This window comes from Pseudomonas sp. BJa5 (assembly GCF_030272875.2).
GTDB lineage: Bacteria > Pseudomonadota > Gammaproteobacteria > Pseudomonadales > Pseudomonadaceae > Aquipseudomonas.
This window is the reverse complement of record NZ_JALRNG020000003.1, coordinates 74658-88085: the sequence shown is the minus strand read 5'-3', so window position 1 is coordinate 88085 and position 13428 is coordinate 74658. Positions and strand designations below refer to the sequence as shown.

The 13428-nt window shown below is 64.1% G+C and carries 14 protein-coding genes; 2 read left to right on the top strand and 12 right to left on the bottom strand.

Going from position 1 to position 13428, the window contains the following annotated elements; all coding sequences use genetic code 11:
• Positions 1–4: 4 nt before the first annotated feature.
• The 5 genes from M2D63_RS02640 to M2D63_RS02620 form a co-directional block, all read right to left on the bottom strand.
• On the bottom strand, positions 5–994 hold the full coding sequence (locus tag M2D63_RS02640; protein ID WP_285861229.1) for an ABC transporter ATP-binding protein: 990 nt from the start codon (positions 992–994) through the stop codon (positions 5–7).
• Between the two features lies 1 nt (position 995).
• Positions 996–1793, bottom strand: coding sequence for an ABC transporter permease (locus M2D63_RS02635; RefSeq protein WP_285861228.1), 798 nt, complete (start codon positions 1791–1793; stop codon positions 996–998).
• Entirely contained in the window at positions 1780–2613 is an 834-nt protein-coding gene (locus tag M2D63_RS02630; RefSeq protein ID WP_285861322.1) for an ABC transporter permease subunit, read from the bottom strand. Before M2D63_RS02630 ends, M2D63_RS02635 begins: the two co-directional genes overlap by 14 nt.
• A 5-nt stretch (positions 2614–2618) precedes the next feature.
• Entirely contained in the window at positions 2619–3425 is an 807-nt protein-coding gene (locus M2D63_RS02625) for an alkaline phosphatase family protein (RefSeq protein WP_285861227.1), read from the bottom strand.
• 129 nt (positions 3426–3554) lie between these two features.
• Positions 3555–4619 carry an ABC transporter substrate-binding protein gene (locus tag M2D63_RS02620; RefSeq protein ID WP_285861226.1) on the bottom strand — a complete coding sequence of 355 codons (1065 nt, stop codon included), beginning with the start codon at positions 4617–4619 and terminating at the stop codon, positions 3555–3557.
• Positions 4620–4910: 291 nt separating this feature from the next.
• Between M2D63_RS02620 and phnR the strand changes: the two genes are divergently transcribed.
• Positions 4911–5624 carry a phosphonate utilization transcriptional regulator PhnR gene (gene phnR, locus M2D63_RS02615; RefSeq protein ID WP_285861225.1) on the top strand — a complete coding sequence of 238 codons (714 nt, stop codon included), beginning with the start codon at positions 4911–4913 and terminating at the stop codon, positions 5622–5624.
• An 83-nt stretch (positions 5625–5707) separates the two neighbouring features.
• On the opposite strand, the gene M2D63_RS02610 is transcribed toward phnR, so the two are convergent.
• The 7 genes from M2D63_RS02610 to minC form a co-directional block, all read right to left on the bottom strand.
• Positions 5708–7858, bottom strand: a complete 2151-nt coding sequence (locus M2D63_RS02610) for a mechanosensitive ion channel family protein (protein WP_285861224.1) — start codon at positions 7856–7858, stop codon at positions 5708–5710.
• 48 nt (positions 7859–7906) lie between these two features.
• Positions 7907–8077 (bottom strand): hypothetical protein, encoded by a 171-nt coding sequence (locus tag M2D63_RS02605; protein ID WP_285861325.1) that lies wholly within the window; start codon positions 8075–8077, stop codon positions 7907–7909.
• Between the two features lie 137 nt (positions 8078–8214).
• Positions 8215–9504 (bottom strand): M18 family aminopeptidase, encoded by a 1290-nt coding sequence (locus M2D63_RS02600; RefSeq protein WP_285861223.1) that lies wholly within the window; start codon positions 9502–9504, stop codon positions 8215–8217.
• 129 nt (positions 9505–9633) lie between these two features.
• Complete coding sequence (locus M2D63_RS02595) at positions 9634–10269, bottom strand: RluA family pseudouridine synthase (protein ID WP_285861222.1); 636 nt, start codon at positions 10267–10269, stop codon at positions 9634–9636.
• A 144-nt stretch (positions 10270–10413) separates the two neighbouring features.
• Positions 10414–10668 (bottom strand): cell division topological specificity factor MinE, encoded by a 255-nt coding sequence (gene minE, locus M2D63_RS02590; RefSeq protein WP_285861221.1) that lies wholly within the window; start codon positions 10666–10668, stop codon positions 10414–10416.
• Positions 10669–10671: 3 nt separating this feature from the next.
• Complete coding sequence (gene minD / locus M2D63_RS02585) at positions 10672–11484, bottom strand: septum site-determining protein MinD (RefSeq protein ID WP_285861220.1); 813 nt, start codon at positions 11482–11484, stop codon at positions 10672–10674.
• A 98-nt stretch (positions 11485–11582) separates the two neighbouring features.
• Positions 11583–12347: a septum site-determining protein MinC gene (minC, locus tag M2D63_RS02580; RefSeq protein WP_285861219.1), complete on the bottom strand. Its 765-nt coding sequence runs from the start codon at positions 12345–12347 to the stop codon at positions 11583–11585.
• A 112-nt stretch (positions 12348–12459) separates the two neighbouring features.
• Here minC and M2D63_RS02575 point away from each other — a divergent pair, with 112 nt between their 5' ends.
• Positions 12460–13392, top strand: a complete 933-nt coding sequence (locus M2D63_RS02575) for a lipid A biosynthesis lauroyl acyltransferase (RefSeq protein ID WP_285861218.1) — start codon at positions 12460–12462, stop codon at positions 13390–13392.
• The last annotated feature ends 36 nt before the right edge of the window (positions 13393–13428 follow it).

The window sequence follows — 13428 nt, the reverse complement described above, 5'->3', positions numbered from 1 at the left end:
GCCCTCAGGCGACTTCGCAGAGGGCGGTGGGATCGATGGTCAAGGATACCCGCTGGCCATCGGCGTGCAGATCGGCAGACGAGCGGTTGAGCACGTCGACCAGCAATTCTACCCCGCGGGCCTCGACCCGGTAGCGGATCACGTTGCCCAGCAGGCTGTGGCTGCGCACCAGGCCGTCGAGCTCGCCGCTAAGGCTCAGGGCAATGGCTTCCGGGCGGATCGCCAGGCGGCTGTGCACCGGGCGCTGCAGCAGGCGGCTGGCGCTGTCGGCGTCGAGCAGGTTGTAGTTGCCGATGAAGCCGGCGGCGAACACGTCCACCGGCGCGGTGTAGAGGGTTTCGGCGTCGCCGCTCTGGACGATGCGGCCCTGGTTCATCAGGAAGATGCGGTCGGACATGGTCAGCGCCTCTTCCTGGTCGTGGGTGACGAAGATGGTGGTCAGGCCCAGCTCGCGCTGGATCTGGCGGATCTGTTCGCGCAGGTGCTTGCGGATCCGCGCATCCAGCGCCGACAGCGGCTCGTCGAGCAGCAGCAGGCGCGGCCGGGTGACCAGCGAGCGGGCCAGGGCCACGCGCTGGCACTGGCCGCCGGACAACTGGTGCGGGTAACGGCCGGCAAAATCCTGCAGTTCGACCAGTTGCAGCACGTCGCGCACCCGGCTGCGGCTGTCGTCGGCATTGACCTTCTGCATGCGCAGGCCGAAAGCGACGTTCTGTTCCACGGTCATGTTGGGGAACAGCGCATAGCTCTGGAACACCATGCCGATCCCGCGTTTTTGCGGGCTCAGGGGTACCAGGTCGGTGCCGTCCAGGAGGATCTTGCCGCTGTCGACCGCGGTCAGGCCGGCGATGCAGCGCAGCAGGGTGGATTTGCCGCAGCCGGAGGGGCCGAGCAGGGTGACGAACTCGCCGCGCTGGATCTGGCAGTTGATGTCATTGAACACCGGGCTGCCGCCATAGCTTTTCTGCAGATTCTGTACGCTGACAAAACTCATATCAGGACTTGTCCTTGTTCAGGCGGTTGGCTGCCCAGGTCAGCACCAGCACGAAGAGGAAATAGGAAATCACCAGGGCACTGTTGAAGTGGCCGCTGCTGTTGCGCATGTTGTTCAGGTACACCTGCAGGGTCTCGTAGCGGGTGCCCACCAGCAGGTTGGCGAAAACGAACTCGCCGAACAGGAACGAGAACGACAGCAGCAAGGCCACCAGCAGGCCCTTGCGCAGGTTCGGCAGCACCACCAGGAACGCGGCCTGGAAGGTACTGGCGCCCAGCAGCTGGGCGGCGTCCATCAGGTCGCGCAGGTTGATCGCCTGCAGGTTGTTGGTGATGGCCCGGTACATGAACGGCAGGGCCACGGTGAAGTAGCAGCCGATCAGGATCCACGGCGTGCCGACCATGGCCATGGGCCCCGAGCCATACAGTTGCAGCAGGCCCACCGAGGACACCACCGGCGGCACCGCGAAGGGCAGCAGGATGAGGATGTTCATCAGCGCATCGAGCCGTGGGAAGTGGTAGTGGACCACGAACAGCAACGGCAGGATCAGCAGCACCGACAGCAGCAGGGCACCGACGCAGACCAAAAGCGACTGGCCGAAGGCGGCGAGGAAGCGCGGATCGCTCCACAGCGCCAGGTACCACTTGAAGGTCAGGCCGCTGGGCAGCAGGCTCGCCGACCAGCTGGTGGCCAGCGAGTAGAGCAGGGTGCCGGCCAGCGGCAGCAGCAGGATCAGGAACAGCAGATAGACCACCAAGCGGTGGTAGAGGCGGCTCGGGCCTGTTTCAGCGCGCGACATGGTAGCTCCTCTTCAACAGCCATTGATGGATGCAGGTCACCAGGGTCATCAGGCCTACCAGGATCATCGCCAGGGCACTGGCCAGGTTCGGGTCCAGGGAAATGTCCCCGGCCACCAGCGCGGCGATGCGGATCGGCAGCACGTTGAAGTTGCCGGTGGTCAGCGCATAGACCGTGGCATAGGCGCCCAGGGCGTTGGCCAGGAGAATCACGAAGGTGCCCAACAGGGCCGGGGTCATCACCGGCAGGCCGATGTGCCGCCAGTATTGCCATGCATTGGCGCCGAGCAGTTCGGCCGACTCGCGCCAGTCTTCGCGCAGGGCATCGAAGGCCGGGTAGAGCAGCAGCACGCCCAGGGGGATCTGGAAGTAGGTGTAGAGAATGATCAGGCCGGTTTTCGAGTAGAGGTTGAAGTCCTCGATGATGCCGGCCTGTTTCAGCAGCAGGGTCAGCGCGCCGTTGAAGCCGAGCAGGATGATGAAGGCAAAGGCCAGTGGCACCCCGGCGAAGTTGCTGGTCATGTTGGCGAAGGCGTTGACGAAATCGCGCAGGCGCGAGTCGACCTTGCGCAGCGAATAGCTGCCGAGGATGGCGATGAGGATGCCGAACAGGCTCGACCAGAAGCTGATCTCCAGGCTGTGCTGGATCGCCTGGCGATAGAACTTGGAGCTGATCACCTTGCTGAAGTTGGCCAGGCCCCAGCCGCTTTCGGCCTGCAGGCTGTGGAGGGCGACCCAGGCCAGCGGGGCGATCTGGAAAATGATGAAGAACAGGGCAAAGGGCAGCAGGCACAGCGACGCCAGCGCGCGGCTGCGTTTGATTGAATTCACTTGAGCAGCTCCCGGCACACCGGTTTGTCGTGGGGCACGCCGAGCAGCTCGCAGATAGTACCGCACAGTTCGGTCTGCAACGGCTTGGCCGCAGGGTCGAGGCTGAAGGCGTCGCCGAAGACGAACAGCGGCACTTCGCGTTCCTCGGCCAGCAGGCCGTTGTGCGAGCGGTCGTTGTTCATGCCGTGGTCGGCGGTCACCAGTACCTGGTAGCCCTCGTCGAGCCAGGTGCGCAGGTAGTCGGCCAGGAGAATGTCGGCGCTGCGGGCGCTGTTGCGGTACTGGCTGCTGTCCAGGCCATGGCGGTGGCCGGCGTCATCGATGTTCATCGGATGCACCAGGAGGAAGTTCGGCGCATGGCGACGGCGCAGGTACTCGGCATCGGCGAACAGGTGCGAGTCGGGGTAGTGATCGGCGTAATAGAACAGGCCATGCTGGATCGGCAGCTTGGGTGCATGGGTGTGGCGGTCGCGCAGCGGGTCGAAGGGCGAGCGGTTGTACAGCTCGCTGATCCAGTGATAGGCCGCCGCCGCGGTGCCCAGGCCGGCTTCGCGGGCGTAGTGGAACACGCTGCGCTCGGTGGACAGGCGGGTGACGTTGTTGTGGACGATGCCACTGTCGATGGGGGCGACGCCGGTGAGGATGCATTCGTACAGCGGCCGCGACAGCGACGGCAGTTCGCACTCGATCCGGTACAGGGCGGCGCGGTCGGCCTCGACATAGGCATGCAGGTGGCCCATGGCGTGGTGCGCGACCTGGTGGTTGAGACCATCGAGCAGGACCAGGATGACGTTGTGGTTCATGGTTACTACTCCGGTTTCGCGGTGAGCGCATCGCGGGGCAAGTCGAGTCGTCGCACCGCCGCTCCCACAGGATCATAATTTACCTGTGGGAGCGGCGGTGCGACGACTCGACTTGCCCCGCGATAGGGCTTACTCCATCTCGATGATCACTTGCTCCTGCCACTTCTGCGGCAGTGCCTTGGAGGTCGCTTCCCAGGCGGCGGCGTCCTTGATCGGCTGTGCGGCCTTGTACTGCTCGTTGGGCAGCAGCTTGGCCTGCACGTCGGCCGGCAGTTTCAGGTGCTCGGCGCGGATCGGCCGGGCGTGGCCCAGGGCCAGGTTGGTCTGCCCGGCGTCGCTGAAGATGTACTCGCGGGTCAGCTTGGCGGCGTTGGGGTTCTTGGCGTATTTGTTGATGATGGTGGTGTAGCCGGAAATCACCGTGCCGTCGGAGGGAATCAGCACTTCAAAGCGACTCGGGTCGATCTGCTGGCGGTAGCCCAGACCGTTGAAGTCCCAGACCACGCCGACTTCGATCTCACCCTTTTCCAGGGTCTGGATGGTCGGGTTGGCCAGCGACAGGCGCTTCTGCTGGGCCAGCTTGGTAAATAGCTGCAGGCCCGGTTCGATGTTCTTCTCGTCGCCCTTGTAGGCAATGGCGGCGGCCAGTACGCCGTTGGCGGCCTGGGCGGCGGTACCGACGTCGCCGATGGCGACCTTGTACTTGCCTTTTTCCAGGTCATGCCAGGATTTCGGGATATCCGCTTCCTTGACCAACTGCTTGTTGATGATGAAGGCGATGGTGCCGGTATAGGCCAGGGCCCAGTGGCCGTCCTGGTCCTTGGCCCACGCTGGGACCTGGTCCCAGGTGCTCGGCTTGTACGGCTGGGTCACGCCCTTGGCCACGGCAATCGGGCCGAAGGCGGCGCCGACGTCACCGATGTCGGCGCTGGCGTTGTCTTTCTCGGCGTCGAACTTGGCCACTTCCTGGGCCGAACTCATGTCGGTGTCCATGTGCTTGAGGCCGTACTTCTTGGCCAGGTCTTCCCAGGTGCCTTTCCAGTTGGCCCAGGCATCGGGCATGCCCACGCTGTTGACGGCGCCTTCCTTGCGGGCGGCGTCCTCCAGGGCCTTGAGGTCGGTGCCGGCGGCCATGGCCGTGGTACACAGTGCAATGGTCGAGCCGAGCAGTGAGGCCAGAAAAAGCTGTTTCATCCGAAGCTCCTTGGTGGGTGCCTTGCAAAACGCGAATGGTGTGTTGGACGTTGTTGCGATTCGGTTGGTCTAGGTCAGCAATACCCGAGCCAAGGTAGGCCTGTTGCATGACAGTTTGATGTCCAGGCCAGGGGCCAGCCCCGGTTGCCACCCTTGAAAACCAAGCGTAGACCAGAGTCGCTGTCATCTGAGGTTCATCTGCAGTGCCTAGGCTTGCACTATTCTCATGGCCCTGAGGCGCGAATTTGTGCGCGCTACCGGTGCTGGACTAGTCCAGATAGGTAACCTTTGATGCAAGCACTGCCACCCCGCGCAGTAACAGCTATCTGTCATGCCCTGCAGGAGCAGATCGAGCATGGCCTCCTGTCGCCCGGCTGCAAGCTGCCGGCCGAACGCAAGTTGAGCGAGGTGTTCGACACCACGCGTATCACCTTGCGTGAGGCGCTGGTGCAACTGGAGGCGCGTGGCCTGATCTATCGGGAGGAGCGTCGGGGCTGGTTCGTCGCGCCCGAACGGTTGACCTATGACCTCAACGAGCGCAGCCACTTCCATGCCATGGTGCGTGAACAGGGGCGCGAGGCGCACACCGAGCTGCTGTCGGCGCGCTTGCAGCCGGCAACTGCGGCGGTGTGCGCGCGGCTGCAGCTGGCGCCGCTGTCGAGTGTGATCCAGATCTGTCGCCTGCGGCGGATCGATGGCCGGGCGGTGCTGTATGCCGAGCACTACCTCAACCCCGAGTATTTTCCGGGCATTCTTGAACACGACCTCAGTCAGTCGCTGACCGAACTCTATGCCCGCCACTATGGCATCGCTTACGGCAGGGTGCGTTTCGAAATCCTGCCGACCGCCTTGCCGGTGGCGGCGGCCACGGCGCTCAAGGTGTCAGCGGGCAGTCCGGGCCTGCACATCACCCGGGTCAACAGCGACCAGCAGGGCCGGCTGATCGATTGTGACCTTGAGTATTGGCGCCATGATGCGATTCGCATCCGCGCCGAGGCGGGGTGATGTTGGGGGCCTAATCGCGGGGCAAGCCCGCTCCCACAGGACGATCATGATCCTGTGGGAGCGGGCTTGCCCCGCGATGAGGCCTAACTGCCAGCCATCTCGCTGGAGTTCGCCCCCCCGGCCGTGATCACCTGCACCGACAACCGCGGCGTCGCCAGGTCCAGTCCGGCCTCGTCGAGCTGGCGCTTGAGCGCCAGGTTGAAGGCTCGCGACACTTCCCATTGCCTGATCGGTGCGGTCTTGAAGCGGGCGCGCAGGATCGCCGAACCCGACTCGAAGCTTTCTACCCCCTGCAATTCCAGCGGCGACCAGATGAAGCGGCGCATCAACGGGTCGTTGCGCAACTTCTGCGCGACATCGCGGATCAGGGTGATGGCCTGGTCGATATTCATGCTGTGCGGGATGGCTATGCGGAAGATCGCGTAGCCGAACTCGCGGGAGTAGTTCTTGATGCTCTTGATCTCGCTGAACGGGATGGTGTGGACGATGCCGTCGATATCGCGCAGGCGCACGGTGCGGATGGTCAGGCCCTCGACCGTGCCCAGGTGGCCGCCGACATCGACATAGTCGTCAATGGCCAGCGAGTCTTCGATGATGATGAACAGGCCGGTGATCAGGTCGGCCACCAGCGACTGGGCGCCGAAGCCGATGGCCAGGCCGATCACACCGGCACCGGCCAGCAGCGGGGTGACGTTCATGCCCATGTTGGCCAGGGCGACGATCAGCGCAATGATGAAAATCGCCACGAACAGCACGTTGCGGATCAGCGGCATCATGGTCTGCGCACGGGTGTTGGCCAGGCCTTTGCGCGAACGGGTGAGGGCGTGGTACACGGCGGTGTCGGCCAGGATCCACACCAGCCAGGCGGCAATCAGGGTGCCGGCCAGGCCGAACAGGCGCATCGCCACATCATGGCCTTCACCTTCGGTGAAGGTGATCAGCGAGAAGCCCCAGACCCGCAGGCCCAGTTCGATGAACAACAACCAGATGGCCATGTGCACCAGGGCGTAGCCGAAGTTGCGCAGCCGTTCACCGTACTCGGCGTAGCGTCGATTGGCCCGGCGTGGCTTGAGCCCCTGGCGGCGGACCAGGCCGTTGATGACCATGCACAGGATCAGCAGCACCGTGCACATCAGCGACTGGCGCAGGGCGGTGCTGGTATCGCCGGCGGAAACGAAGGTGGCGAACAGCGAAATCCCCACCAATACCAGCGCCGGCAGGTACCAGAAGGTGCCGAGGATCTCGATGGTGTCGCTCAGTGCCCGCCGGGTCAGGCGCCGCGACAGCGGCTGGTTGCGGATCAGGTGGGCGATAGGCCGCCGAAAGCGCAGGATGAACAGGGCAGTGGACAGCGCCGCGAGGATATTGGCCAGGGTCGCCAGGCTGTGGGACAGGTGGTCGCCCAGGGCATTGGCCATGCGCGGATCGTTCATCGCCTCGCCGAAGGCGGCGAAGCTGCCGATCAGCCACAACGGCCGGAACGCCTGGTGGCGAAGGATGTACAGGGCACGATGGCGGTGCGGGCCGTCGAGCAGGGAAAAGGCGATGACGCAGATGGCCGAGAAGCAGGTGCCGACCACCAGTGCATAAGCCAGGACCATGGCTATCGACTTGCCCAGCGACGAGGGCAGGACGAAGCTCAGGTAGACGGTGATGATCAGCGCCACCAGCCAGGGCCCGAGCTTGCGCAGGGCGAAGCGCACCAGGTCCCAGGTGCGCGGGTGTTGTGGCAGTTCCTCGGTCAGGCCGAAGCGCAGCCGCACGCGATGGCCGACCCAGTTCAAGGCATAGGCCAGCAGGCTCCAGACCGCGATGATGGTGGCGAAACCGAAGAGAATAGGCGGCCATTGCTGCAAGGGCACCAGGCGTGCCTGGAGTTCGATCTGGGCCAGCTCCAGCTCCCGGGTCCAGCGATTGAACGGGCTGGCATCACCGCTGAACTGCTGCTCAAGTTCATGGAAGGTGCTGCCGATCAGGCCCAGCACGCCTTGTTCTGCGGCGGGCTGCGCCTGTTTGGTGCTGTCGCGCAGTTTCTTGAGGTCCGCCAGCAGCTTGGTGCGTTGCTGGTCGTTTTCCAGGGTCTTGATCACCTCGTCCAGCGACTGGCCGAGCGGTTGCGTGGCTTCGGGTTGGGCCTTGCTGCCGCCGAGCAGGCCCGGCAGGCCGGCGGCGTGGGCCGGGGCAACGATGAACAAGGCGAGCAGCAGGGTTAAAACGCGGAAGAAGGCAGGCACCGGTCAATCAACCTCAAAACGATCAATCGCCGGAGTGTAGTGTATTTGTCAGTTGAGTTTCTCGAGGATCTTCCAGCACATGATGCCGATCATGCCCAGGGTGCCGATCCACATCATGAACACGCCGATGTTGCGGTCACGCATGTTGAAGCCCACGGTCAGCAGGATCAGGCCGGCGATCACCGGAAGGAACAGGGATTGAAAGGCTGACAGACTCATGCAGCGGTCCTTTGGCTTGAAGGGATGGGTTCAACCATAGCGGCTTGGGCCGGGCGCTGGTTTGTGGGGGGTCTGGGCGGGGGTATTGGGGGGGCAAGCCCGCTCGTGTCGGCGGGGGCTGGCCCCGCGATGTGGTGTCAGGGCAGCTCGCGCGTGCGATAGAACGCCGTCAACACCTTGACCAGGTGCGCCAGGTCATGGCTGCCGCACAGCTCGCGGATCGAGTGCATGGCGAAGGTCGGCAGGCCGATATCGACAGTACGCACGCCCAGGTGGCTGGCGGTGATCGGGCCGATGGTCGAGCCACAGCCCATGTCGCTGCGCACCACGAAGCTCTGCACCGGCACTTCCTCGGCCATGCACAGGTGGCGGAAGAATCCGGCGGTTTCGCTGTTGGTGGCGTAGCGCTGGTTGTTGTTGACCTTGATCACCGGCCCGGCGTTGAGCTTGGGGCCATGATTGCCGTCATGCTTGTCGGCATAGTTGGGGTGTACGCCGTGGGCGTTGTCGGCCGAGACCAGCAGCGAGCGCTGGACGGTGCGCACGTAATCGTCGCCGTCGGGCAGCAGGCGGCGCAGGGTCTGTTCGAGCATCGGGCCGTCGGCACCGCAGGCCGAGCAGGAGCCGACCTCTTCGTGGTCGTTGCACACCAGCACGCAGGTTTCGTCGCTATCGGCAGTGAGCAGCGCCTGCAGGCCGGCGTAGCAGGACAACAGGTTGTCCAGGCGCGCACCGGCGATGAACTCGCCGTTCAGGCCGACCAGGGCGGCGCCCTGGGTGTCGTAGAAGCTCAGCTCGTAGTCCAGCACCACGTCGGCATTGAGGTCGTGCTCGCGGGCCAGCTGGTCGGTGAGCAGGGCGCGGAAATCAACGCGCTCGTCACCGGCGACCTGGGCCAGGATCGGCGGCAGCTCGGTTTGCGGGTTGATCGCCCAGCCTTCGTTGGCGGTGCGGTTGAGGTGGATCGCCAGGTTCGGGATCACCGCGATCGGCAGCTTGAAGTCGACCAGCTGGCTTTCGACCTTGCCATCCCGGCGGAAGGTCACGCGCCCGGCCAGCGACAGGTCGCGGTCGAACCAGGGGGCGAGCAGGGCGCCGCCGTAGACTTCCACACCCAGTTGCCAGAAGCCCTGGCGCTGCAGCTCCGGCTGCGGCTTGACCCGTAGGCAGGGGCTGTCGGTGTGGGCGCCGACCAGGCGGATGCCGTCGAGCAGCGGCGAATGGCGGCCGAGTTTGAAGGCGATGATCGAGGAGTCGTTGCGGGTCAGGTAGTAGCGCCCACCGGCCACGGTGGCCCAACTGTCGCGCTCGTCAAGGCGCTGGTAGCCGGCAGCTTCCAGGCGCTGGGCCAGGGCGGCAGTGGCGTGGAACGGCGTGGGGGAAGCCTTGAGGAAGTCGATCAGGCCTTGGTTCAGTGCATCGCGCATAGGTCACTCCAGACAGCAGTGGCGCGAGTTTAGCGTACTTGAAGAGGGATTTGTGGTGAGGCTATCGCGGGGCAAGCCCGCTCCTACGGTCACATGTGTAGGAGCGGGCTTGCCCCGCGATGCGATCAATCAGAACGGTGCCGGACACTCGAAGCGCAAACGCTCCCCGGAAACCGGGTGGGTGAAGCTCAACATGCTCGCATGCAGGCACAGTCGCTCATGGGCGGCCAGTGCTTCAGGGTTGGCATACAGGCGATCGCCCAACAGCGGATGACCGATCGACAGCATGTGCACGCGCAACTGGTGCGAACGCCCGGTAATCGGCGTCAGCTCCACCCGGCAATGGTCGCCGCAGCGTTCCAGGATGCGCCAGAAGGTCAGGGCGTGCTTGCCCTGCTCATGGTCGACCACATGCCGTGGCTTGGTCGGCGGGTCGTAGCGCAGGGGCAGGTCGATGCTGCCGCTGTCCAGCGCCGGCTGGCCCCAGCACAGGGCGGTGTAGGCCTTCTCGGTCTCGCGGTCGTGGAACTGCCGGGACAGTTCGCGGTGACTGTCGGCGTTACGGGCCAGCAGGATGATCCCCGAGGTCTCCCAGTCCAGGCGGTGGACGATCAGGGCATCGGGGTAGCCGTTTTCCTGCAGGCGGGTGATCAGGCAATCCTTGTTGTCGTCGGCCCGGCCCGGTACGGACAGCAGCAGGGTCGGCTTGTTGACCACCAGGATGGCGTCATCCTCATGGAGGATATGAACATTGGACAGCGGCATTGCGTGTTCTCTGCAAACGCCAACGGCGTGTGGGAGCGGGCTTGCCCCGCGATGCGATGTGACAGACAAATCGCAATCGCGGGGCAAGGCGAGTCGTCGCACCGCCACTCCCACACGCCGTGGCAGGTTACCCGAAGGCGCCGATCAACGATCGGGCAGGGTGATATTGAGCTCCAGGATCGAGCAGCTGCCCTGGTTTTCCAGCGCGACCTGCACATCATCGGTGCCGATATTGACGTACTTGCGGATCACCTCCACCAGTTCCTTCTGCAGGGCTGGCAGGTAGTCCGGGGTGCTGCGTTGACCGCGTTCGTGCGCCACGATGATCTGTAGACGCTCTTTCGCTACCGACGCGCTGCTCTGTTTCTGTCTGCCACGAAAGAAGTCAAAAAGGTTCATGGTTTATTTGCCTCCAAACAGGCGCGCGAAGAATCCTTGCTTCTGCACATCGACGAAACGCAGTGGTTTCTCTTTACCCAGCAGACGATCGACGGTGTCGCTGTACGCCTGGCCGGCATCGCTCTGGTCATCGAGGATGACCGGGATACCCTGGTTCGAAGCCTTGAGCACGGCCTGGGACTCGGGAATAACACCCTTGAGCTTGATCGCCAGGATCTCTTCGACGTCGGCGATGCTGAGCATTTCGCCCTTTTCGACGCGCTCGGGGTGGTAGCGGGTGATCAGCAGGTGTTCCTTGATCGGGTCCTCGCCCTTCTCGGAGCGGCGCGATTTGCTCGACAGGATGCCCAGCATGCGATCGGAGTCGCGGACCGACGAGACTTCCGGGTTGGTCACGACGATGGCTTCGTCGGCGAAGTACATGGCCAGGTGCGCGCCTTTCTCGATACCGGCCGGCGAGTCGCAGATGACGTAGTCGAAGGACTCCTTCAGCTCCATCAGCACTTTCTCGACGCCTTCCTGGGTCAGGGCGTCCTTGTCACGGGTCTGGCTGGCGGCCAGCACGAACAGGTTCTCAAGGCGCTTGTCCTTGATCAGGGCCTGCTGCAGGTTGGCTTCGCCGTTGACCACGTTGACGAAGTCGTACACCACGCGACGTTCGCAGCCCATGATCAGGTCGAGGTTACGCAGGCCGACGTCGAAGTCGACGATGACAGTCTTGTGGCCGCGCAGAGCGAGGCCGGTACCAATAGCGGCGCTGGTGGTGGTCTTACCCACACCACCCTTGCCGGATGTAACCACGAGAATCTTGGCCAAGGTGTTTCACCCCTAATGAAAAAGGACGTGGTGTCCGCAAAAATACAAAAAACGGCAACATCAAAAAAAGTTGCGCAGAAAATGGCGGCAAGTATCCGTTAAAGACGGGTGATGTTCAACACATCACCGGACAGGCTGACTTGCACGCCGGCCCCCCACAGCGGGTCGCGGCGCAAGTCTTCGCAGACTTTGTACTGGCCGGCGATGGATACCATTTCCGCGGTCATCTGCTGGCAGAAGATGCGCGCCCGGGTGTTGCCCTTGATGCCGGCCAGCGCCCGTCCGCGCATGGCACCGTACACATGGATGTTGCCATCGGCGAGAAGTTCCGCACCCGGGCTGACCGAACCGGTCACCACCAGGTCGCCGCCCTGGGCGTAGATCTGCTGGCCGCCGCGCACCGGCGAGGTGATGATCTTGGTCGGCCGGATCGCAGGCTCCGGCGCTGGCGGCGGTGGTGGCGGCGGGGCAGGTTCGGCTTTCCTGACTTCCGGTTCAGGCTCCACCGGCCGCTCGCGGGCGCCGGACGGTGGCAGCACCGGCAGGTCGATGGCGATGGCGGCGGCAATGTCCTCGATGCGGCTGGCGCGAATGGCCAGGGTGCGCAGGCCGTGGTGACGGCAGATGCGCATCAGCCCGGGCAGGTCGACCGCGCCTTCGCCGGCCGGGAGTTTGTCCAGCGCCAGCACCAGCGGGGTGTTGCTGAAGAAATTCGGCGCCTGGGCGACCTTGGCCGCCAACTGCCGGTCGAGGCCTTCAAGGTTGTTCTGCGCAAGCTCGAGCACGGTAATGGCGAGCATGCTGCCCTTGAGCTGGAACACGGGGGCGGAGTCTGGCGATTGAGTTGGGCTCATGGTCTGCATAAGGCGACTTGTTACGAAAAAAGTGCCCAGACTTATAACGAGAACGCCGGTTAGCCGCAACCCGTGCCGAACCGTTGTAGAATGCCCGGCCCTTGTCTTTCCGGAATCGTTAATGGATCGCCCGCAATTTCGTCGTTATTTTCTGCACCCGCGCTTCTGGCCGCTGTGGCTGGGGCTGGGCCTGCTGTGGCTGATCGTGCAGCTGCCGTACCGGGTTTTGCTGGTGATCGGCCGTGTCCTGGGGGCCCTGATGTACCGGGTGGCCGGTGAGCGCCGCTATATTGCCGCGCGCAACCTGGAGCTGTGCTTCCCGGAACTACCGTCCGTCGAACGGCAGCGTCTGCTCAAGGAAAATTTCGCTTCCACCGGCATCGCCTTCTTCGAAATGGCCATGAGTTGGTGGTGGCCAAAGGCCCGCTTGGCGCGCCTGGCCCACATCGAAGGGCTGGAGCACCTGCAGGCCGCCCAGCGTGATGGCCAGGGTGCCATCCTCATGGCCCTGCATTTCACCACCCTGGAAATTGGTGCCGCCTTGCTGGGCCAGGAGCACACCATCGACGGCATGTACCGTGAACACGGCAACCCGCTGTTCGACTACATCCAGCGCCGTGGCCGCGAGCGACACAACCTCGACTCGCTGGCGGTGGAGCGCGAGGATGTGCGCGGCATGCTCAAGCTGCTGCGCGCCGGCCGTGCTATCTGGTACGCACCCGACCAGGACTACGGCGCCAAGCAGAGCCTGTTCGTGCCACTGTTCGGCATCCAGGCCGCCACCGTGACCGCCACCACCAAGTTCGCCCGCCTGGGCAAGGCCCGGGTGATTCCCTTCACCCAGCAGCGCCTGGCCGATGGCAGCGGTTACCGGCTGGTGATCCATCCGCCGCTGGAGGATTTCCCAGGCGAGACCGAGGAAGCCGACTGCCTGCGCATCAACCAGTGGATCGAAGTGTCGTTGCGCGAGTGCCCCGAGCAGTACCTGTGGGCGCACCGGCGCTTCAAGTCGCGACCGCCGGGGGCGCCGAAGCTCTACGAAAAACGGCGTTGATGCAATCGCGGGGCAAGCCCGCTCCCACTTGTAGGA